This is a genomic window from bacterium 336/3 (genome assembly GCA_001281695.1).
Lineage (GTDB): Bacteria > Bacteroidota > Bacteroidia > Cytophagales > Thermonemataceae > Raineya.
The window spans coordinates 3,931,644-3,954,940 of sequence record LJIE01000001.1; the positions used below are offsets into that span (position 1 = coordinate 3,931,644).

20 protein-coding genes are annotated in these 23,297 nt (G+C 32.7%); 7 read left to right on the forward strand and 13 right to left on the reverse strand.

Annotation, left to right across the window (positions count from 1 at the left end; genetic code table 11):
• The first annotated feature begins 5 nt into the window (after positions 1-5).
• Positions 6-1,211 (forward strand): hypothetical protein, encoded by a 1,206-nt coding sequence (locus tag AD998_18430; protein ID KOY87848.1) that lies wholly within the window; start codon positions 6-8, stop codon positions 1,209-1,211.
• Positions 1,212-1,279: 68 nt separating this feature from the next.
• Entirely contained in the window at positions 1,280-2,491 is a 1,212-nt protein-coding gene (locus AD998_18435) for a hypothetical protein (GenBank protein KOY87849.1), read from the forward strand.
• A 154-nt stretch (positions 2,492-2,645) separates the two neighbouring features.
• On the opposite strand, the gene AD998_18440 is transcribed toward AD998_18435, so the two are convergent.
• The 7 genes from AD998_18440 to AD998_18470 all read right to left on the reverse strand — a co-directional run bounded on the left by AD998_18440 (position 2,646) and on the right by AD998_18470 (position 15,873).
• Entirely contained in the window at positions 2,646-4,718 is a 2,073-nt protein-coding gene (locus tag AD998_18440) for a hypothetical protein (protein ID KOY87850.1), read from the reverse strand.
• Positions 4,719-4,977: 259 nt separating this feature from the next.
• Positions 4,978-5,874 (reverse strand): hypothetical protein, encoded by an 897-nt coding sequence (locus AD998_18445; protein KOY87851.1) that lies wholly within the window; start codon positions 5,872-5,874, stop codon positions 4,978-4,980.
• The gene (locus AD998_18450) at positions 5,871-6,626 is read right to left on the reverse strand and encodes a hypothetical protein (protein ID KOY88278.1); all 756 of its coding nucleotides are present in this window, start codon (positions 6,624-6,626) and stop codon (positions 5,871-5,873) included. The genes AD998_18445 and AD998_18450 overlap by 4 nt, the downstream gene beginning before the upstream one ends.
• A 1,890-nt stretch (positions 6,627-8,516) precedes the next feature.
• On the reverse strand, positions 8,517-8,972 hold the full coding sequence (locus tag AD998_18455; GenBank protein KOY87852.1) for a hypothetical protein: 456 nt from the start codon (positions 8,970-8,972) through the stop codon (positions 8,517-8,519).
• Positions 8,973-11,192, reverse strand: coding sequence for a hypothetical protein (locus tag AD998_18460; GenBank protein KOY87853.1), 2,220 nt, complete (start codon positions 11,190-11,192; stop codon positions 8,973-8,975). It abuts the gene before it with no gap.
• 102 nt (positions 11,193-11,294) lie between these two features.
• On the reverse strand, positions 11,295-12,503 hold the full coding sequence (locus AD998_18465; GenBank protein KOY87854.1) for a hypothetical protein: 1,209 nt from the start codon (positions 12,501-12,503) through the stop codon (positions 11,295-11,297).
• Between the two features lie 70 nt (positions 12,504-12,573).
• Positions 12,574-15,873, reverse strand: a complete 3,300-nt coding sequence (locus AD998_18470) for a hypothetical protein (GenBank protein ID KOY87855.1) — start codon at positions 15,871-15,873, stop codon at positions 12,574-12,576.
• A 175-nt stretch (positions 15,874-16,048) separates the two neighbouring features.
• On the opposite strand from AD998_18470, the gene AD998_18475 reads away from it, so the two are divergent.
• The 3 genes from AD998_18475 (at position 16,049) to AD998_18485 (ending at position 18,027) form a co-directional block, all read left to right on the forward strand.
• Positions 16,049-16,207, forward strand: a complete 159-nt coding sequence (locus AD998_18475; protein KOY87856.1) for a 50S ribosomal protein L34 — start codon at positions 16,049-16,051, stop codon at positions 16,205-16,207.
• An 80-nt stretch (positions 16,208-16,287) separates the two neighbouring features.
• Positions 16,288-16,656 carry a hypothetical protein gene (locus AD998_18480; protein KOY87857.1) on the forward strand — a complete coding sequence of 123 codons (369 nt, stop codon included), beginning with the start codon at positions 16,288-16,290 and terminating at the stop codon, positions 16,654-16,656.
• Positions 16,657-16,704: 48 nt separating this feature from the next.
• Positions 16,705-18,027 carry a hypothetical protein gene (locus tag AD998_18485; GenBank protein KOY87858.1) on the forward strand — a complete coding sequence of 441 codons (1,323 nt, stop codon included), beginning with the start codon at positions 16,705-16,707 and terminating at the stop codon, positions 18,025-18,027.
• A 3-nt stretch (positions 18,028-18,030) separates the two neighbouring features.
• Here the strand turns inward: AD998_18485 and AD998_18490 are convergent, their stop codons facing one another.
• The 4 genes from AD998_18490 to AD998_18505 form a co-directional block, all read right to left on the reverse strand.
• Entirely contained in the window at positions 18,031-18,276 is a 246-nt protein-coding gene (locus AD998_18490) for a pterin-4-alpha-carbinolamine dehydratase (GenBank protein ID KOY88279.1), read from the reverse strand.
• A 71-nt stretch (positions 18,277-18,347) separates the two neighbouring features.
• Positions 18,348-19,454 carry a poly(A) polymerase gene (locus AD998_18495; GenBank protein KOY87859.1) on the reverse strand — a complete coding sequence of 369 codons (1,107 nt, stop codon included), beginning with the start codon at positions 19,452-19,454 and terminating at the stop codon, positions 18,348-18,350.
• 12 nt (positions 19,455-19,466) lie between these two features.
• Positions 19,467-20,156 (reverse strand): 2'-5' RNA ligase, encoded by a 690-nt coding sequence (locus AD998_18500; protein ID KOY87860.1) that lies wholly within the window; start codon positions 20,154-20,156, stop codon positions 19,467-19,469.
• Between the two features lie 144 nt (positions 20,157-20,300).
• Positions 20,301-20,591, reverse strand: a complete 291-nt coding sequence (locus tag AD998_18505) for an RNA methyltransferase (GenBank protein KOY87861.1) — start codon at positions 20,589-20,591, stop codon at positions 20,301-20,303.
• 72 nt (positions 20,592-20,663) lie between these two features.
• Between AD998_18505 and AD998_18510 the strand changes: the two genes are divergently transcribed.
• Positions 20,664-21,134: a hypothetical protein gene (locus AD998_18510; protein ID KOY87862.1), complete on the forward strand. Its 471-nt coding sequence runs from the start codon at positions 20,664-20,666 to the stop codon at positions 21,132-21,134.
• Between the two features lie 43 nt (positions 21,135-21,177).
• Here the strand turns inward: AD998_18510 and AD998_18515 are convergent, their stop codons facing one another.
• Positions 21,178-22,260 (reverse strand): hypothetical protein, encoded by a 1,083-nt coding sequence (locus AD998_18515; protein ID KOY87863.1) that lies wholly within the window; start codon positions 22,258-22,260, stop codon positions 21,178-21,180.
• 125 nt (positions 22,261-22,385) lie between these two features.
• Here AD998_18515 and AD998_18520 point away from each other — a divergent pair, with 125 nt between their 5' ends.
• The gene (locus AD998_18520; GenBank protein KOY87864.1) at positions 22,386-22,760 is read left to right on the forward strand and encodes a hypothetical protein; all 375 of its coding nucleotides are present in this window, start codon (positions 22,386-22,388) and stop codon (positions 22,758-22,760) included.
• Positions 22,761-22,822: 62 nt separating this feature from the next.
• Here the strand turns inward: AD998_18520 and AD998_18525 are convergent, their stop codons facing one another.
• On the reverse strand, positions 22,823-23,221 hold the full coding sequence (locus AD998_18525; GenBank protein ID KOY88280.1) for a chemotaxis protein CheY: 399 nt from the start codon (positions 23,219-23,221) through the stop codon (positions 22,823-22,825).
• Between the last annotated feature and the right edge of the window lie 76 nt (positions 23,222-23,297).

Sequence of the window (23,297 nt, forward strand, 5' to 3'; positions counted from 1 at the left end):
AAATCATGTATTGGACTGCATTCACAGAAGAGGAAATTCAAGAAAAGGTAAAAGATGCATTATCTCAAAATGTTTCTTATTTGAGAAGTAAAATTATGGGAGTACCAGGTTCTTATCTTGACTCTTCCGTTTTTAACTTAGAAGCTGCAGCTGATTCCCCATTTTTAGAATCAATGGTTGAAAACCCCAACCATATTGGGTGCCATACATTTGGTGATTCTGAAGGTTTTTTCAAAGGTACACATCAAATTGAAAAAGAGCTGATTAGTATGTGTGCAGAAGAGATTTTCAAAGCAGAACCCAATAGTTATGATGGCTATGTTGCTCCTATCGATTATGAAGGCAATATCCAAGCTATGTGGGTATATCGTAATTTCTTTCAAAAAGAATACAAAGCTAAAACAGAAGAAATTGGTGTTTTGTTTAGTCAAGATTCTAATGTATCTGTAGTAAAAGGAGCTGATATTTTAGAAATTCAGCCAATTATACTAAATGTTGAAACATTTACTAGAGCTATCCAACGCCAAACTTTTATAGATCAATTGCTAAAAGCTCTAAGTCAGGGCATCAAATACTTCATTTGCATAGTTAATATGGGTAATTTGAAGTTTGGCAAAGTAGATGATATAGAATTATTTGTAGAAGTTTTACAGGAGTTTCAAGTTCCATTCAAAATTCATGTAGATGCTTCATTTGGTGGATTTATATACCCCATTGCCAATCCTGATAACCCTCTTAATTTTACTCACCCACATATTTCTTCTATTTCTGTTGATGCTTACAGAATCTTACAAGCTCCTTTTGGAACAGGTATTATACTTATTCGTAAGAATTTATTGCATTATGTCGTAACAGAAGAAGCTAGTTATGTTAGTGGGAAAGATTATACTCTTTCTGGAAGTCGTTCAGGGGCTAATGCTATTGCCGTATGGATGCTTTTAAAAGCGTATGGTTCTGAAGGTTTAAAACAAAAAATAAACCACATACTCTACCGAACAGATTTGTTATGTCAAGAGTTAGATAAAAAAAATATTACCTATTTCAGAAATCCATTCTTAAACATTGTTGCCATACACGATAAACATATTACACGTAGAATAGAGCAGTTATATGGTTTAACCCCTAATGATAAAGAAAATCCTCAATGGTGGCGTGTGGTAGTAATGGAGCATGTTCGAGAACATTTGATTGATGAATTTATTGAATATTAAAGATTAAAAATTTCTCAAAATTATTTCTAGCAAATATACTGTTTATTAATTTTACCTTATTCTTATTTATGATGTATTGGGAAAAGCTCTCAAAAGAAGCTATCACTTCTAAAGTGAATCAGGCTCTTAGTAAAAATATTCGTTTTGATAAAAATAAAATCATGGGGGCATCTATTTCTTTTTTAGATCCCATAGTCTTTGACAAAAAGTACATGCGTAACGCTCCTTTCTTGACTTCCATGATTCATAATCCTGACCATCGGGGTTGCCATACACTCAATGTCAATGGTGGTTTATTTGAAGGTACAAAAGAGCTTGAATTAGATGTTATTAGAATTTGTGCTGAGGAGCTCCTGAGAGGACAAGCTGGTATGCAAGATGGCTACATCGCTTCTGGAGGTACAGAAGCTAATATCACAGCCTTGTGGATTTTCAGAAACTTATTTAAAAGACGCTATGAAGCTAAAAGTAGCGAGATGGTTATTTTCTGCTCTCGTGATACTCATTATTCTATTTATAAAGGAGGCAATCTTTTAGGCATAGATGTTGTTTCCCTTCAAGTAGATAACAACACTCGTCAAATTAAACCTCATGTATTAGAAGACAAAATAATCTCCGCCAAAGAAAATGGTAAAAAATATTTCATTTTTGTAGCCAATATGGGTACGACTATGTTTGGCTCAGTGGATGATATAGAGATGATTACTTCAATCTTTGATAAAACTGAAGTATTTTATAAAGTGCATGTAGATGCTGCTTTTGGTGGATTTATATATCCTTTTACCAATGCTGAAAATGAACTTTCATTTGCCAATAAAAGAATAGCTTCTGTAAGTCTTGATGCTCACAAAATGCTTCAAACGCCTTATGGGACAGGTATGTTTATTGTACGTAAAGGTTATTTTGAGTATTTAAAACCTGAAGAAAAAGCCTTTCTTACTGAAACAGATTTAACTCTCTCTGGTAGCCGTTCGGGGGCTAGTGCTATTGCCATTTGGATGGTTTTGATGACTTATGGTTCCAGTGGTTTAAGAGAAAAAGTTTTGAAAATGGTTAATAGAACCAAATGGCTTTGTGATGAGCTATCTAAAAAGGGTATAGATTACTACTATAATCCTTACATGAATATTGTATCTATTCGCAATGAGGATATTACAAAAGAGTTAGTAGAATTGTACAATCTTGTTCCTGATAACCATGACAGCCCTAATTGGTGGAAAGTTGTAACCATGGCTCATGTAGATAAAGTTCTTATGGGAGACTTTTTGGAAAATGAGTAAAGAAAGAAGTAAAAATACAAAAAAGTCAATTTTAAAATGATAGAAAATAATGGTTCATCATAAAAATCACGATTGGTGTTATACCAACCGTGATAGAAAATAGATGATTTTGCTTTCATGTACTTCTCAAAATTATCATAGATTTAAGTTATTTTCAAAAACCCATAATTTTTTTGGTATTGGCTTTTGGTAAATTTTTGAGGCTGTTTTTAGCATCCATAGATACAGGGAGATTCCAAATATCAAAGAAATCACTTAAATCTTCCCCTACAACATTTGAATATGTTTTGAGCCAAGTATCCATTTTGCTCTTATTATCTTTTGGAAGTTCCTTTTCAGGCATATTGCGATAAACTTTGAATACTTTTTTGAGGTTTTCCCAACCATAATAATTGATCAGTTGTTGATACATGATCAAAGCAATAAAAGGCTCTTTTTTCCATTTTTCAAAGGATTTTCCTGATTTAGTATATTCATCCCACATTTTTTTTGTCTCTGTAGGAGTTAAGGCATCTATCATCTCTTCTTGTTTGAGATTCATTACTTTTTCTAAAGCAAACATAGAAAAAAGGTTGCAAGTAACCTCTACAGTACCATCAAACGTCCAAGCAGATTCTTGATGATTATGCCCCAACTCATGCACAAAGCCCCATTTTTTCGGATTTTTTATATCAATAATACTTGCTTGCTCATCTGCGTATGCTTTGCCTGTGAGTGCCATAATAGGATAGCCTGAATGCATATAACCTAATGAAATTTGTCTGTCAAATACAAGTCTCATTTTGTGTGGTTTGTCTGTTTTCCAAGCTACAAGTTCCCTGTTGGCAGCTTGAATTTTATCCCAGAATTGTGCAACTTCTTGTGGATTGTTCAGGTTTCTGATATATTCACTTTCTATAGTAAAAGCAAAGTTTTCACCCTCAATTTCTGCCCAAGGAGCAGAAAAATTGCGTATTTTGCTTCTCCAGTCTTCTATGGAAGTTTGCCCCAGTTTGAAAAAAGGTGCTTCTATTGCCCCTGAAATGCTAATATTTAGTTTTATATTTTCCTGATTTTTTTCAGGAACTTCTATATAAATCATGCCTCCAAACGGATTAAATACTTGTGTAGTACCTTTTTGTAATGAAAAGGCTAAACTTACCTCTGGTACTCTTTGCCAATTTTCTTTAACCTCATATAGCTTATCAGTATGCGAACCTATTCTTACTTTATATTTTCCTGTTTTTATGTTATTTTGTGTAATGAGGGTAATCATGGCTCCTGCTGGTGCATATAATCCAGTACAATGCCAATAAGGAATTTGTGTGTTTATCGTAACATTTTTTGTAACTGTTGGAGTATTGGCAGGAGCATTCCCTGGGAAATCGGAAGGAATTACAAATGGTTTTTCATTTTGAATGATTGCAGGTAATACTTGCATTAATTTTTTCAAGGCACTTCCAAATTTTTTCTTATCTGCTTGTGCTAAATTATTAGCCAATACATACTTTTTGGCGTCTGTATATGAGAAAATACCTTCAAGCTCTACATCTGCAACGACTTTTTTGGCATAACTTGCCTCTTCTCCCCATTCTATTCCTGCATCAGCAAGTAAAATATTCCCTTTAAAATCATCTTTAAGGCTTAAATTAGGATTTAATTGTTGCCAACCCCAACCAAGCCCTGCAAATAATCCACCTTTTCCACTTTTGAGGGCTTTTTTTAGGATTTCTATTTCATTATTTTCTGTTTTTAATCTATCAGGATTTAATATAATCACATCTACGGTATTCAATAATTCAGCAGAAAGTACAGTTTCATTATTTATTTTCTGAAGTGAAAAACCTTGTGTTACCAAATAATCTGCCAAAACATCTAAACCTCTTATAAGAATTACAGGTTTGTCTTTTTTGTTTGCTGTCCAACGAATAGCATTATTGATTAGTTGTTTTGTTTGAGTATTTTTTAAGCCTTCTTTATCAAAAAAGCCATCATGTCCAAAAGCTACTACTTTTCCTTTGCCCATCATAGCACCACCTACGATGGCTTCTCTTGCTCCTTGAGCGTTTACTAAAATAGGAAAGCTATTATTAAGCAAGATAAGTTCGCCCCAAGTACCTATGGCTGGAACTTCTTTAACATTTTGAAGTAAATAACTACGTTCTGTTGCAGGATTCAAAGGAGTATTTTGTGCAAATAATTGATAGCAGTTTGCATAAAGCAACCACAACATAATTAATTTTTTCATATCAGAAAATGTTTTTGGGGTTAAAAAATAATGTTCATTGTTTTGTTATACAATTATATTTTTTTGGCTTTGGAAAGTATGATAAAGCCGAAAAGGGGTTTTGTAGTTTATGTGAAAGTAATTAAAAACAAGTTACAAAAAACTAAAATTTAGATTTTTTTTATGCAAAATTTGTAAAGAAAATCCCTTATCGAGATTTAGGCTCTAAAGCAAATATCCTCAAGAAAGATAGAGGCAGATAAAACTGCAAGGTGTAAGTTTAAATAAAGCCTAAATCTTCAGCTATATCATGAGTAAGTTTGGATAGTGGACGTTTATGAAAGTTTTCTTCAGAAACATAGTTACCTCCAATATGTCTTAACACATCTTCTCTATTCTTAAAAAGTGTACCTTCATAACGTTTGAATAAATCGTCTATGTAATCATCAGAATATGTCACTTGTTTCTGGATAAGTTCTAGAATGATATCTTTATGTTGATTATAGAGGTTTTCTATTTCAAAAACTGTAAAATTTTCTTGAAGTTTATTTTTAACTTCTGTAAAATCTAACTCAAACCCCTGTTTTGAATCATGATAGAAACTTGCTTTCTTAATTTTTAGTTTGAAACTGAATTTTTCCTCAAAAAAATCTGTATCATAAGGGTTTATAGAAATTTCTTTTGAGCCTTTCAATGTCTGATTACAAGTTTTACAACTAGGTATTAGGTTGTAAAAGGACATTGCTAAAAATGGGTATGCTTCCTTTGGATAAAAATGGTCAAATTCGCAAGTACGTTTTTCTTGCAGATTTCTGATGTAATTTCGATTGCAGTATGGACAAACTTGCATACCAAGTTCCTTTACAAGTTCATAAGCATTATATTTATCTCCTCCTTTCACATTCCAGTTACTTGAAAATTTAGCAAAGTCTTTATACAAATCTATTAATTTAGAGATATGTACATGATATTGCTTTTGTTGTAATTTGGATGCTATTTCATCCAATTCATGAGGCTTTGCTTTTACTACGTTTTCAAAAGTATAACCTTTGTTCAAAAACCAGTTTTCTACATTTTGAAAGTCTTTTTTAGAAAAAGCAGTTATATCTCTGTTTTTTATCGCCTCCCAATGTTTTTGAGCTAATTCATTGAGATTTGGGTGTCTAATAGGTATCATTTTTTGTCTTTTTTTAGTTTTTCCAACTCTTCTTCTAATTTCTGTATTCGTTCCTCATGGCTTTCTACTTTTTCGAGGCGTTTGGTGTTGAGTTGTTTTTGGAGCATATTTTTAATAATAGGCTCTCCTATCATAGAAATGTATTTTTGAGCTAAATCTTGCTGGTCTTTTTGTGTTCTCCCCTTAAAAAGTGAACCCTCTAACTCTTCACTGTTTAAATAAGCAATTACTTCATCTATTCTTTTTTGGGCAAAAGTTCCCATCAGTCCGCCTTTCATAAAAAAGGAATCTGTGAACAATGTATGAATATTAGCTCCAAAAGTCTCTTTACGGTCTTGAAGTTTAGAAACCATACACTCACCTTTTTCATTTTTGCTCAAGAATATGATATTTTCTTTGGGTAAATTGGATACCAAAAACGGCGAATGAGAAGTAATAATAATTTGGATTTTCTTATCTGGAAATATCTGAGGCAAAAAATCTATCAAAATCTTTAAATACTCTTTTTGCCATTGTGGGTTGAAACCTGTTTCCCCCTCGTCTACTAAAATTATTAATTCATTAGGCTTAAGCTCTTTTTTATCTTCAACAGCACTATAAAATCTTGAATATAAGTTTAATAGAGCTTTTTCTCCTGAACTTAAACTACGCCAATCCATAATAAAGAAAAATGTTCCTTTTTTATTATTTCTGATTAATTGATAGTTTTTTAAAATTTTCTTTACGTTCTGTCGATTTGAAATATCACCAATATCATATATAATAGAAAAACCTTGATGTTTTTTGGGCTGGATTTTACCACTTTTTTCATCATTCTCTAAAATATCTATTATTTCAAACATTGCATCTATTTCCTTATTTAAGGGGCTATTATCATAATTTAATTTATATTTTTTCAAGATTGCTTTTGTAACTTCTCCTAAATTTCCTTTGAGGATTTGTTCTTGGAATTCTTTTAATATCTGTATTAATGTCTCTTGCCAAAAACTGCCAGAATTTTCAAATAAGTCTATAAAGATTATGAGCAAAGATTGACATAATCTATCTGTTAAGCTTTTAGAAATATAATTAGAAAGTATTGTGTGATAATTTTCTATAATATTTCCCTTATCAAGTGCCATTCTTACCTTTATAAATATTGGATTAAAATCAATTACTAACTCCTTAGGCAAACTAAATTTTATATTTATATTAGGGTTTTCTTCAATAAATAGAAGTTGTCTTAGAATATCCTGAGAACGTATGACTTCATTCTCTATCAAATAATTAGTAGAAATAGATACAATATGAGAACTAAGATAAGACTCTCTTTTCCCATCATAAATATTAGAGTAAAATAAAACTGGTGGATTATAATCTTTTACCACTTTAGTTTTTGCAAAAGGAAGACTAAATCCTCCACCTTTAGTTTTATCATGAAAATACTTTTCAAATAAGGTTTCTTGTTTACTTATTAGTATTACACTTTCTAATAACTCTTCATAACCTTCTATTTTATATTTTTCATCTGTTTGATTACGTTTTGTAACACAAATTATTCCATCAGGTTTTCCGTCAAAAATAGAATTCACGAAAATATTTATTGTAAATTCTATCAACGTACTCTTCCCCGTTCCATTTTCGCCGATAATGGCGGTAATATTGGTGATGTTTTCACCAAAAAAGTTTTCGATATGGTTGGGGTTGTTTTCGTGGTGGAGTTCGCCTCCTATTATTTTACCATCTTTATCTTTTTCAGGGATAAACTCAAAACGGTGTTTGGAGCTAAAATTAAAGCCTTGCTCTTTGATATTTTTGTATTCTTCTATCCAGATATAAAGCAATTCCATAGATTTTTTTTCTTGTTAATCTAAGCAATAAAAAACTTCCACGCATCAGGGAATCCCTGATTTTTAGGGAGTGTAAGAAAAAGTATAAGATTGTATTTTTTAAATCTTGAAGAGTAATCCTAAGGGCTTTTTATGTATTTTTAGGATTGCTAAAAAGGTGTAAGATTTTTATCTTTTTTTCACTTTTTTCTAAATCCGTAAGTGATTAGCTGGTAACTTTTTCTAAAATTTCCTTTTTACCAGTTTCAAAACTTTATAAAATTTAGGTGCAAATAAAACTTATTTGGAAATGCATGAAACGGCTATTTTTAAATACTTGTTGGCAATTGTATTGCCTGAATTTAGGGGTTCATATCAATAAAAAAGCCCTTAAATATAGTTTTAAGGGCTTTTAGTGGAGACGGAGAGATTCGAACTCTCGTCCAGAGAAGGTTTTCAAATGCCTTCTACACGCTTAGTTTTGTTCAATTGTCGGAAATAAAAAAGGTACAAAACAAACGACTCCTTATTTCTTAGTTGCTTGGGTTTCGCAAGTAATCCGCAACAAATCACTCACTAACTCTGTAAGTTTGACACCTCTATTACTTGCAGGACAGAGTAAAGTGCAAGTGAGATGCAATGCTGTTAACTAACTTAATTAAGCAGCAAGGGCGTAGTTAGACTCGCCTATTATGGTTTGGAAGGAATTTTGACGAGAATACTCCCATTTCTCGGCGTGCTTATACATTTAAAGAACTCAGCCTGTCAAGACCGGTCGTCCCCAAGTATAAAGTGTAAACTAAAGCTTTTCAAAAAAAGTTCAAAAAGGTGTAATTATTTTTTAAAAAAAATATCTCCAAAGAAATTCACTCCAAAAGTCATTACCAAAGCCCAAAAAACAGCACTTACAAACATGGTCAGTAAAATTTTATTTCTCTTCACACCAAACGAAACAGCAATAATACATCCTACAATAGGGCTAAATAGTATAGGAGTAAGCAAAGCTATTCCCCAAATACTAAATTTTTGCCATATTTTTACAATCATGCGTTTTCTGGGCGTAAAAACTTTGATAGGTTTTCCTTTCTTTAAACGTCTATTTCGCAAATAGATAATAAGTTTTTGCCCCAAAACAGGTACGATAGTAGCTGTTGTCATCATGCCCGCTATGGTGCATATAATTATTTCAATGGGTGAAAGTTTTAAACCATAACCCATAGGAGGAGCGAGTGCAAATTTTACACTTGCCATCAAATAAACACTCAAATAACTGATTAGTTTTTGCATAATTTATACTCTTACCCCCACTAAAATCATATCATCTGTTTGAGAAAGCTCTCCTTTCCAAATAGTAAGTGTTTTACCCAATTGTGTTTTTTGTTCAGCAAGTGGCAAATGAATATTTTGTAAGAGTGTTTGTTCCAATCGATTTGTTTTAAACTTCTTGTTCGTTTCTTCTCCAAATTGGTCTATGATTCCATCAGAATGCATATAACATAATATAGAATCTGTATATTCTAATGTTTCTTGTGTAAATTGTTTATTTTCAGAAACTAAACCACTGATAGCATATCTGTTGGCTTTGATTTGCTTCATTACTCCATCTTGGTAATATAGTAATCCCATTTTTGCTCCAGCAAATACAATTTCTTTTTTATGTTTATTTACACACAATATAGCCAAATCCATTCCATCTGCACCATATCTATCTGATTTATAAAGCTTTATTTTTTCATCCATCATATTAAGCACTTTAGCAGGCTCATAGATTTGATGAGCTAATATAATTTCATTGAGTAAAGCTGTTGCCATCATAGTCATCATGGCTCCTGGTACACCATGCCCAGTACAGTCACCACATACAAGTATTCTATAATCTTGGGTTTGTGTTATCCAGTAAAAATCACCACTCAACATAGATTTAGGACGATAATAAAGCATCATGTCTTCAAAAACCAGATTGAGTTGCTCTTGTGTAGGCAAAATAGTTTGTTGAATACTCTTTGCATACACAATACTATCTTGGAGAGCTTGATTTTTTTCAGCTAACTTCCCAAAGTTCTCTTGTAAAGCTCTACTTTTTTCTTCTATTTCTTTGTTTTTGTCTTCAATAGCCTGTTTTTGCTGATTCAACTCTAAACTTTGTTTCTTGATTTCGGTGTTTTTATCCTGTAATTCATGGTTTACCTTTTCCAATTTTTTATTATGATTTTCTTTCAATTGGTTTTGGCGATATAAAAATACTGCTACCAAGCCTATCATTACAAATAAAAAAGCTAAGAAACCCCATAAAATTTGATCTTCTTGTCTTTTGATTTCAGCTTCGTATCGTAACTTATTATTCTCTTTTTGATATTTTTCTATCTCATATTTACTGGTCAAGCTTGTAATTGCACGTAAATTTTCAACTTCATCCAATTGATTTTTAAGAGCATTGGAAGCTAATAAATCTGAATATGCTTCTGAGAACATATTTTTCTCTGCATAAACCAGAGAACGTTCTTTGAGTGTAATGTATAGTTCAAATTTAGATTCTGATTCATCCGCTGTTTCTAAGGCTTTTTCGTAAAATCTAAGAGCTTTGTCTAAATCATTTTGTTCTTTATAAACTTTAGCAATATTGTTATAAGTACTGGCAAGCCCTTGTTTGTCTTCAACACTCAAAGAAACTTCAACGGATTTTTCATAAAACATCAGAGCTTTTTCGTAGTTTTTTTGACTTTGGGCTAAAACACCGAGATTATTAAAGATTCTTGCTATTCCTGCCTTATCATTTATCTCTTCACTAATTTTTAGAGAGCGATTATAATAATCTACAATTTGAGAATAATCTATATTTCCTTCTTCTGAAGTTTCTATTTGTAATTTTAAAGAAGCAGCCAAATTATTTAAAATACCTGCAATTTCTCTTTTCTTTTTAAGTTTTTCATAAATATTAAGAGCTTTGGTATATTCAAGTGTTGCCTTCTTATAGTCGCCTAAAGCATCATAAATTATACCACTTGTAGTATAGCATCTTGCCTTTCCAAATTCATCATTGTATTTCTCTCTAATTTTTAAAGAAGTAATATTTAGTGCTGTAGCTTCTTTATACTCACCCCATTGATAATATACATTGGCAAGTCCACTCATAGCTTTTGCTTTTTCAGTTTCTTCTTTTTCAGTTTTAGTACTTGTCAAAACATCTAAAGTTCTACTGTATGCTTTATGAGCTTCTTTTATATCTCCTTCTTTAGCTCGTAACAAATAAGCATTACCCAAAGCATTGTATGCTCCTGCCTCTCCTGCTTTATATTTGATAGTTTGAGCTTTTTGTAATGACATGTATGCATACTTAAACGCATTTTCTTGATTTTTAAATAGCCATTCTTGACTCAAGGCTAATAAGGTTTCAATTTCTTTTTCTCTTGTATTATTTTGAAGAACCTTTTGTAAGCTATCTATTTTATCTTGAGCTGATATAGTAGAGGATAGAAATAAATAGAGGATAGAAATAAAAATATACTTCATAGATTTTAAGCTAAAAAGCCAAAAATAAAGAAAAATGCTTTAACAAAAAAGAAAAGTACCCAACTGGGTACTTTTCTTATCATAATACTTTTAAATGAGCTATTAGTTCATTCTGATAATATCACATTTGTAACCCTCTTGTGCAGAGCCATGCAATACAATAGTATATACACCACCTGCAACAAAGTTAAAACCAATATTTTTAGCTACAATGGCTGCTGTATGTCTTCTATTCAAATTATAAAAGTTAAATAAGAAAGTTCCAGCAGGGATATTTGTATAATTGCTAAATGTTAATGCTTGAGTATAACCTGGTATAGCTGTTCCATCAGATGTTCTTTCTACACTTATTTGTCTTGCAGAAGTAGCTGCTATAGTATTAGTCAAAACATTATATCTTCTACGAGAAGCCAAAGAATCTCTAGTTGCTCTTAAAGAATCTTGTTGAAGTGCTGTTTTTCCTTGGTCTAACGAATAACGAGTATTTGTAGGAGCATTAGGGAAAACAATCATAGGTCTTCTACTGATATTAAATGGAGCAGGACTACTTGCATCTGCTGTAAGTAACTGTACTTCACCCAAATCTGAAGCTAAATTAAGAAAACGAATAGCAGCACCTGTAGGTGTTGGGATAGTTTCTGTAATTGTGGTTGAACCTTGTGCATCTGTACCAGATGTTGTTCCTAATTTACCTCTTAAAAATATGGTAGTTAAACTTCCTGCATTTAAGTTGGTATTTACTCTCAAAGCATTTAAAGAAACACCTTCAACATCTAAGAATGAAATATCTCTTCTACCTGCTGAAATAAACATACCTCTTTCTGGTTGTGCAGGAGTAATCTCTATACTATTTAAAATAGAAGCAGGCACAGCAGCTGCAAAATTGGTAAATGCTGTATTAGCGGCTGTAAAACCAGGGTTTGCTGCTGCTGGTACATATTGACTTGATTGCTCTAAAGCACCTGCAAGACCGATGGGGGTTGTTACAGCACTTGGATATTTTCTCATCAAAGGTACCACTGTGGCTCCATCCAAACGAAACTGATTACTAAATACAACGGCTGGTGTTCCATCAAAGTTTGTTAGTGGCGTACCATCTAAAGCTATTTGAAAACGAGATTGAGGATTGTTTTCATCTGGGCTCAAATCTACCAATGCATTGAATACCATGATTCTAGCATTATTGGCATTTGTTTTTGCTAAAGGAGCAACTAATGCTTTATTTACTTGAGGCTCAGGATAATCCGGGCTACAAGAAAATACTAAAGTTGCTAAAGCTCCAGCAGTAAATATATATTTTAAATTCTTCATATACTTGCTTTTTTTTGGTTGTAAAATTCGGGTATAGAAATTAGAATTCTATACCCTTATTTTTGATAGATTATTCAAAAATATAACGAATACCAAACTGCATTTGCCATTGAGAAGCAAAATTATTGATATTGTTTTGGAATGTTACATTACTTCTACCTGTCAAGCCATCTACTACAGGTGCAAAAGTATAAACTGGTCTTCCACTTGGCGATTCGTAACCAATAAAGTTAAGCAATTGGGTTCTGATAGGTGATTTAACAACACCCCAAGAAGAAGAAATAGCATTGGTAAAGTTGAATATATCAAACGTAAGTTGCAATGTATTTTTCTTGAATTTAAAATCTTGCGTGATACGCAAATCTGATTTGAATACCCAAGGAGAAGCTGCACCATTACGCTCTGCAAAATTACCTCTATTATTGTTCAAATACTTATCTTGATTGATATATGCATCTAATTCATTCCAGATTTGTTCAGGAGTTCTTGTATCTGAAGCATTGGTAGGAGCTAAAATAATTTCATCTCTACTTCTAGGAATGTAAATTAGTTCGTTAGCATTTACACCATCACCATTCATATCTCCACCACTTACATAAGAGAATGTACCACCAGAACGAGCTTCTATGAAAACAGAGATACCAGTTGCAAAATATTTAGCATATTCTTTTTTCCAAGATGCACCACCCACAATTCTATGTAATTGTTGGTTAGAAGAGAACGAAAGTTCAGGTTTATTTGGGTTATTTACTATCTGGTTTCCTGTAAAGAAACTAAATGCTGTACTAGCTTGAGCAGCATTAATATCCCAAGAAGGTCCATAGTTATAAGCCAATGATGTAAACCACCCACCATCAAATTGTTTTTGAATTTGAGCTGTTACTGCACCAGACCAACCTTGGCTATTATTATCCAAAACAAATGCATTTGTAATATTAGCATTGATACGATTTGCATTACCTGTATTACCCGCATAACGAGGTCTTCCATCACCAGGAATGACACCAATAGGAGCTGCCAAGTTAGCATTTCTTACATAGATTGCATTGATATCTTTGGTAAAAGAAAGGTCTAAAGACGCTGTTAAACCTTCACCAAATGTAAAGTCTGTACCTAAATTAGACCTCCAAACCTGAGGGAAACGGAATTTATTAGTTGTTACGTTAATTTCGTAACTTGCAGGAACTTGACCAATTGTATTGGCAGGTTTATAAGCAAAAGGACTTCCATCTGCAGGGAAAGGTCTATTTACACCTGTAGCACTTTGTTCATCTATTGTTCCAAATAAAGCACCTGTATTACTTGCTTGATTACTCATCCAAACAAAAGGAACACGTCCTGTAAATACACCAGTACCACCACGTACTTGGAAAGTTCTATCACCTTTTACATCCCAGTTAAATCCAACTCTTGGTGACCATAATACCTGAGCATCAGGGAATTTACCAACATTAAATTGTTCTTGGTTTTCAAAGAATAAATCTTTTACGGCAGCATTGTCAATAGGATCTTTAGGGAAGAAAGGCATATCAGCTCTTACACCCAAAGTAACTTTAATTCTATCATTGGGTTTCCACTCATCTTGTACATATAAACCCACTTGAGCTGCCTCAAATCTTGCAAAAGGAACTTCCTCTTCTACTGCAGAATATCTATAACCAAACAAAGTAGGTCTGCCTGCACCTGTACTCAAACCTGTTTGGTTTACCATAGCAGTACCTGTAATATCAGCTCCCGTAGGAATAGCTGTGCCAGCAGGTAAACTGTTATAGAACGACTCTAAATTAGCAAAACGGTAACGGCTGTAGAAATTAGGCATGAATCCGTTACGGAATTTGTAGTATTCATTAGCAGTACCAATTGTAAAAGTATGCTTTCCTTTATAGATATTAAAGTTATCAGACAATTGAAAAACATCTGAATCTAAAAGGTTATTAGCTGTAAATAATTCATAACCAAAAGAAGTTGCAGTTTGATTACTTCCATTTTCTATATCAACAAATGGGAAGATACCACCTTTAGAACCACGAAAATCTCTGAAGCCTGTCCAACCTATAATTAAATTATTTGAATATTTATTACCAACTGTACTGTTTACTTCACCAACAATAGAGTTATAATTGTTATTGATATTATAATTACCATTTTGGAAAGGTAATGATAAAGCACTATTGTTTCTACCGCCTTGTGAGCCAGAACCACTCATGGGCACATCTCTATAAGATTTAAGATAAGTATAACGTAAACTTGCTCTTGTGCTTTTGGTTACGTTCCAATCCAAACGAGCTAAGATTTTTTGACTTTCTGTTTCTAAATCATACCCATCAATACCTCCTGTATTATATCCAAATTGATTTGCTAAGAACTGACTTAATCCATCAGCAGCTTCACCACTAACATTAGATACATTAGAGCCTGTAGCTCCACGATTTGCTACAAACTGACCTACTGGGTCGTTACGTTTTTCTAATTCAGCATTTACGAAAAAGAATAATTTATTCTTAATGATAGGACCTCCTAAACGGAAACCAGCTTGATAATAATCGAAGTTAGCGATATTTAGTTTGTTATCGCCTACTTTATCAGCTACTAAATTGTTGTTGCGGAAGAAGTAATAAGCAGAACCTTTCACGTCATTTGTACCACTACGAGTTACAGCATTGATACCAGCACCTGTAAAACCACCTTGACGTACATCGTAAGGAGCAAGGTTTACTTGAATTTCGTCAAGAGCATCTAAACTGATAGGTTGTGAGTTTGTCTGACCACCAGGCAATGAAGCAAGTCCAAAAGAGTTATTGAAAATAGAACCATCAATAGATAAGTTATTGAATAGGTTATTTCTACCTCCAAAACTACTTCCTGAACTTTGAGGTACAAGACGAGTCATGTCTGTAAAACTACGTGAGATAGTAGGCATGCTCATTAGTTGAGTATTTGTGATGTTGGTTGCAGCACCTGTACGGTCTGCATTAAATACAGCATCTTTTTTACTCACAATCTGAATTCCTACAATTTCACTGTTTTCTTCTTTCATTTCATAGTTTACTGACACATTTTGTCCTAAACTTAAAGTTGCAATTTGTTCTTTTATAGTGTTGTACCCTACTGCAGATACTTCTACTGTGTAAGGACCACCAATACGCAGGTTGGGTAAATTGAAACTTCCATTTTCTTGAGTGGACGTTCCGTATTTAGACCCTGAAGGCTGATGTATCACTACAACTGTGGCACCCGGCACAGCTTGTTTTTTGTTGTCTAGGATTCTTCCACTCATGCTGGCTGTTGTAACACCTTGAGAAAAAGCAAAGTGAGATAAAAGCACAAAGCAGAAAATCCATAGTTTCTTTAGATGTTTGGTTTGCTTCATATTGTTATTTGGTTTGATGGGGCAAATTTATATATTCTTTTTAGTATAGGTTTGTAGTTTATGTTAAGATTTTGTTACGATTTTTACAAAAAGAAAAATAAATTTGGAATTTCCAACTGCATATTCTATATTTGCAGGCTCAAAATCAGTTAGTAACAATTAAAATATTCATATTATGAAAAGGACGTATCAGCCCTCGAATAGAAAACGCCGCAATAAGCATGGATTCCGTGATAGAATGGCTTCTGCAAATGGCAGACGTGTATTGGCTAGCCGTAGAGCTAAAGGCAGAAAAAAATTGACTGTTTCTGACGAAAAAAGACATAAAGGATAATCTTTAATGTACAAATACACGAAATGTAAATATAGTAACTTTTTTATAAATTACTAATTTAATTTCAGTTGTGTACTTTTATGAATCAATCCCTTCCTAAATCAGAAATTCTGAGAAGCAAAAAAATCATTCAAGAACTATTCCGTAAGAGTAGTTCTTCTTTGTATTTATACCCTTTTCAAATTAGATTTCAAAAAAAAAGCACAGAAACTGTTGATTCCTCATTTCCTCATGTTCTTTTTGTAGTATCCAAAAGACATTTTAAAAAAGCAGTAGATAGAAATCTTGTACGAAGAAGAATTAAAGAAGCTTATCGCCTCAACAAAGAACCTTTACAAAGTCATTTATTTCCTCTTTCTTCTTTAGCTATTATGTATATTGCTAAAGAACCTTTAGATTTTGCCCCTATTCAAAAAAAATTGATTAAAATTATCAACATGCTTGATTAAACCTTTTGAGTCTTTTTTAGTCTATAAGTTTATAGATATTTAAAACTTATGGCAAGATTTCTACTTTCTATTATTCTTTATTTTTGGGGTTTATCCCTTCTACACTCACAAAATCTATATTTTCCTCCCAATACTTCAAATGTTTGGGAGACAACTACACCTAATAGTCTTGGTTGGTGTGAGTCAAATCTTGACTCTTTAAAAACTTATCTTTCTGCTCAAAATACAAAAGCTTTTATCATATTAAAAGATGGCAAAATTGTTGTCGAATGGTATTTTGGAAGCTTTACAGCTGATAATAGTTGGTATTGGGCTTCTGCTGGCAAAACACTTACCTCTTTCTTAATAGGAAAAGCTCAAGAAGATGGTCTGTTATCTATCAATCATAAAGCTTCTCAATATTTAGGAGCAGGCTGGACAAGCTGTACAACAGCTCAAGAAAATGCTATCACTATTAAAAATCAGCTTTCTATGAGTTCTGGGTTGAATGACGCTGGTGACAGTTTTTGTACATTACCTAGTTGTTTAACTTATCTTGCTCCACCCAATACTCGTTGGGCTTATCATAACGGACCTTATACTTTGTTGGATGGTGTAATTGAAGGAGCAACAGGGCAGACTTTACAAGCTTATACCACAAATATACTTCAAAGTAAAACAGGAATTACAGGTTTATGGTTTAAATCTGGATATAACAACGTTTTTTATAGCAAGCCCAGAATAATGGCTCGTTTTGGAATTCTGATGCAAAATAATGGAGTTTGGAATGGTCAAACTATTTTAGGAGATTTAAACTACCTTAATCAAGCAAGAAATACATCTCAAACCATGAATCCTTCTTATGGCTATTTATGGTGGCTCAATGGAAAAAGCAGTTATATGCTCCCTCAAAGTCAACTAACTTTTCAAGGGGCTTTATTTCCTAATGCTCCTGCTGATATTTATGCAGCTTTGGGTAAAGATGGACAAATTTTAAGTATTTCGCCTAGTACAGGACTTATTGTTATCAGAATGGGGGAAAGCCCTACCAATAACGGAAATGATGGATTGGTTGCTGTGGGCTTATGCAATGAAATATGGAAAAGAGTCAATTTAGTAAGAAATCCTTGTAATATCACCTCAATCAATGATTTAAAAGATGATTCTTTCAAGGTTTATCCAAATCCAAGTATTCAAAATTTCACCCTAGAGACTGATTTATCTGATTACGATATTAAGATTACAGATATTATGGGCAAAGTTGTATTTGAAGAATCTCATGTTCTTAGCTCTTTATATAATCCCAATATTGTTTTAAAGTCTGGAATGTATCATGTTCATATCCAGAAAAATCAGTCTGTATGGGTAAAAAAAATAGTTATTTCAAAATAATGGCTATTGATATAGTTTATAAATTTCGTCAATAGCTTGTGCAAGCTTTCTGTCTTTTTCAGTAACAATATTGCCCGCATCGTGGGTGGTTAAAGCAATTTCTACTTGGTTATATACGTTTGCCCACCAAGGATGATGGTCGTGTTTTTCAGCAACAAGTGCCACTTGCGTCATAAAGCCAAAAGCATGTACAAAATCTTTGAATAAGAATTTCATTTTTAACTGATTATCAATTTCTTGCCAAGCCATATTGATTGAGTTTTGAGTTTGTTTTACAAATATATCAGGTAAAAAATGGAGAGAAAATTTTCTCTCCATTTTTATTTTACTTCATAAATTAACTCATGAACCTCTGAAAGTGTTGGAATTTCCAGTTTCTGAATAAGTTTATGCATTACATTTTCTGGAACAATATGCTCTCTATCTGCATTTTGGCTCATTAGTTTATTATAAGGAACTTCTAAATAAATAATTTTCACTTTAGCACCATACGAAGCGAAAAGATCAATGAGAGGCATACGCAAAGATTTTGTAATATTGGTAGCATTCCAAATGAAGGATGTTTTCTCTCTCAAATATACTTTAGCTCGCTCTTTGGCCACCTGAATTACTTTTCCATTACCACTAGAATCGGTAGGTGAAATTTTCATTTCTCTACGAATAGCATCTAAACTCACTATTTTCCAATCTTTGAGATTATTTTTGATATATGTGTCTTTACCAGCCCCTGGTAGCCCAGAAAGCATAATCACCTCATTATTCGTATTATCAAATGGTTGATAATCAGGAAAACTATCTTCTTTTTGAAAATATTCAAATTTAGCCAAATTTGATGGAAAAGCTTTCGCTTTATCCCAACAATCTTGTTCTTTGGCTAATTCCCTAAACATTTCTATTCTATAAAGTAAATCTTCTTTGTCTTCACAAATTCGCCCTTTTACATCAGCTTCTGCAATACATGCCAGTAAAGGTAATTCTACTTCCAAACTTGCCTGTATAATAGCCTTTATTGGGTTCGGTTTATGAAATACCCATAAAGGTAAACCATGATACCTAACTATTTTGGCAATTTTCTCCCGAGTATCAAATGGTGTTTGAATGTCTTTATACAAGATTTGTCTGGTTGTCATTTCTCCTTTTTTAGCATGATTAGGTGAACCTATTCGCCCATCTGCTTCTATAACTGTGGTTGAACGTTTTTCTATATCATGCATCAAAGCAGATGTCCAGAGAATTTCTTGTGTTTGTTTATCTGTATTCTGATAAAATTCTGTTTTTAAAAGCTCTGCAATTACCATTTGTGTATGAATTGCTACATTTCCTTCAGCGTGATGGTGTGGATCTTGAGGCACACCATGCATATCTTCTACCCAATTGAATCTCTCAGTCAGGTATTGCCATTCTTTATTTTCTGATAATTTCCACATAGTTATTTTAATTTATTTTTCCCATACCAAACTCGCTCTTTTCCAATTACGAGTCCAATGCTCATCTGTTTTTACATGATTTTTACGCACATACTTAAATACATTATGCTCAAAATCAGAAACTTCATATTCCTCTATATTTCTTGTAACAATTCCCTCCATACTACAAGGCTTTTGAGTATGTATATCATAAGATTCAAAAATGCTTGGTTGCTCTACTATTTGAAGAATATCTTGAGTATAAATTTCCTCATCACGAGGCTTTTCTATAATTTTTATTTCAGGTACAGTTGGAAAATCAAAGCAATTTGCATAAAACTTAGTTTCTTCCCAAGAAAGCCACACATTATATAACCGAACAGCAAAAACATAAAAATAAGACTCAAGTTTTTGATATTCAATAGAATGAATTGCATACAGATTTTCTCCAAAGATTTCCAAATCTCCCAAATCGTTTTTGAGTGAAGACCATTGTTGTCTAAGTTGGGTAGTCCATGCTGATGTGGTTGGAGCCACATGTGAACGAGCAAATACACCATATTTACTCAGACAGTTATTTTCTCCATCTAATTTTTCAGTATGTACGACTGAGTTTATTTTTTGTAAATCTTGCCAATATTGATAATTAAAACGGTCATCTGAAGTTGTCCCTAGTGAAAATGGATAGTGATAAGTACGACCGTACTTAGTTGAAATAGACATAGTTGTAATTTTTAGATAATACCATGGCAGCCTATACTTTTATATAGGTTTATTAAGATTGAATGGTATTAGCGATTACATAACTATGCACTTTAGAGGGTTTTATGAATGCAAAATTAGTGTAAACTTTTCAAATACAAAAATTTATCTTTTAGAAATATAGTTTGATGAGATGGATTTTTGGCGAGAGCATTTAAAACGATTTACCTCCTCATTACGTTTGGCTATATGTTTTGTACCTCGTGTATTCGTTCTTTTTCGCCACATTTTCCAAGATGAAAGTTTCATTTCCTGTCTCATCAGTTCTATTACTTCTTTTTCTTTGATACCAAACTGTAATTCTATGGCTTCGAAAGGTGTTCTATCTTCCCATGCCATTTCAATGATTCTATCTATATCTTGTTCTGATAAAGTATATTTTTCAGATATTTTCATACTTGTCTTAGTTTTTCTTTTCGAAACTATTATTTAAACTCTTTGTTTAAATATTCAAGTAAAAAATAGCTTATGAAACGCCCTTGGAATATTCCTGATATGCCTGTTTATAGTTTGGCAACCTATAAGAATATGTTAAACATGAATATCTGTACGTATGTTACAGCTCTGAGCATGAAACCTAAACTGTATGGGGTGGCTGTCTATCATCATACACAAACTCTTGAAAACGTTCAAGAATCGGAGTATGCCATTCTTCAATTATTACATCCTTCACAATATGCCTTAGTTAATGTTTTGGGTAAAAAGAGTGGAAAAAACTATGATAAACAAGCCTATCTTTCTAAAAAAGATTTATTACAATTATGGAATGACTATGAAATATTAAAAAATATATCCGCTTGTCTTTTACTGAAAAAAATCAGTTTTCAGCAAACTGGTGACCATGTACTATATGTTTGGGAGGTAGAAAAGTATGTTTCTTTTCATTCTGAAGTACTTACTACATCAATCCTTTCAGAGAAAAAGATTATTCGTATATAAAAATGATTAGCCTAAAATTTTTATGCTAATCATTTAATGTAAATTATTTTTTTACAAGCTTTTCAAGTTCCTCAACAAACATACTTGGAGCCTTCATTACCCACTCTTTTGGATTTCCTTTGGGTTGATGATTTTTTATGTAATCGAGAAGTTTTGTAATATTGAAATCATTACTTGCGATACCTGCCCCTGCTCTTTCACCATCCAAAGCATTACACATTTGTTCAAATTGCCCTTCTACAGGCATCATCATGGTTGGCTTTTCTAGACACATTGCCTCACAAACAGATTCAAAACCTGCTGTACTCACAAAAGCTTTACAAGTACGCATTTTCTCTAAAAATTTCACGTCACTGATTTGATGGAATATAAGCGTATCATCAAATTTTTCTTCTGCTGGTGCATCTTTTCTATCCCAAAAACATTCTATTTTAGTTTCAGGATTCTTTTTATGCCAATCCATGATATCTTCTCCATAACCGTCATTATTGACATAAGCTAGTATAAAATCTTGTTTTTCAGGCTCTAACTTGAGTACTTCTTTGCGTAAAAGAGGTGGAACAACTTTTATTTTACCCTCATTTTGGAGATATGGAGCAAATGAAAGAGCTAACTTCGTTTTTGCTCCCCAAGCTGTTATTTTGGTATTTTGAGCAAGTAAAAATTTATCTATTTGATGTCCTTTTGGGTACTCAAACTGCGAATGTTCTAAAAAATACTGATGCCCTACCACAGCCATTGGAATTCGATTTCTATAAAAAATATTATAGAAACCTCCTAAAAAATCATAAAAATTAATGATTACATCAGGCTGATATTGTTTATACCAAGTATTGAGTTCTTTCAAGCTTTTAATAAAAGTTCTTATTTTCAACGTATTATATTTGATAGTTGCTCCAATAAGAATTTTACGATTATCTTTATCTTTTACAAAGTTGGGACTTTCGAAGTAATGAATAGGAGCTTTGATTTGCTCTTCAAAAAAAGTTGGAATTTTTCGGTGGCTTTTGCCTACCAAAACTGCCACTAACTCATGTCCTGCATCATGCAGGATAGTTCGTAAGGAAATAGCTTGAGTAAGATGTCCTCTGCCCTCTCCTTGTACCACAAATATAAATTTTGCCATATTATTTTTTTGAAATTTTGACAAATACTCGGTAACTCAAAAAGAGCAATTTTATTTTTTCCTAAACTAAAAAATTTGGAAAGAATTTTGCTATATTTCTGACAGAACAAAACTATTCTTTCAAAATGGCAAAGTCAATATTTTTACTGTTTTTTTCTTTTTTTCTTTTTTCATCTGCATATTCCCAAGATGTATTGAAGTCTGCTGAACAAATGCCCGAGCCCGTTGGTGGTTTAAAAGCATTCTATGATTATATTAGTGCTAACCTTAAATACCCTGAAGATGCCAAAGCAAAAAAAATTGAAGGTAGGGTACATGTTACATTCATTGTAGAAGCTGATGGTTCTTTGAGTAATGTACAAGTAAGCAAAGGTTTAGGAAGTGGATGTGATGAAGAAGCTATTAGACTTATTAAGAGTGCTCCTAAATGGAGTGCAGGAAAACAAGGAGGTTCGCCTGTAAGAGTTGAAGTTACACGACCTATTACATTTAAGCTATAAAGCAACCTTTGTTATCATAAAAAAAGCCTGATTAATCAGGCTTTTTATTTTTAATTGTCTTTTTAGCTTTGTTGATTTAATGCTGAGAGTAAATTTTTTACTTCATTCAAAGCATTGTCTGTCAATGGTTTAGTAATAAACTTGATTACATATTCATTATCAACTATTTTCTCAATATCTCGTTTATTATCTGAACTGGAAAGGATGACAACCTTGCACTTATTTTTAAGTTCATCAGGAAACATTTCAAATTCAAATAAGAATACGAATCCATCCACGATTGGCATATTGATATCCAGAAATATCAAATCAGGTAGATTTTCTACATTACCCTGATTATCTTGTAGATATTGTAAAGCACTTTTACCTGAATTTTTAATTTCTACTCGTTTAGCGAATTTTGTAATTTCAATGATACGTTTACTGATAAAATTGTCAGTATCATTATCATCTACAAGCATTACAAGGTCAATCATATCGTCTGCGGGCTTAGAGTCTGTCATGTTATTTTCAAGAAAACAAATATGCTATATATTT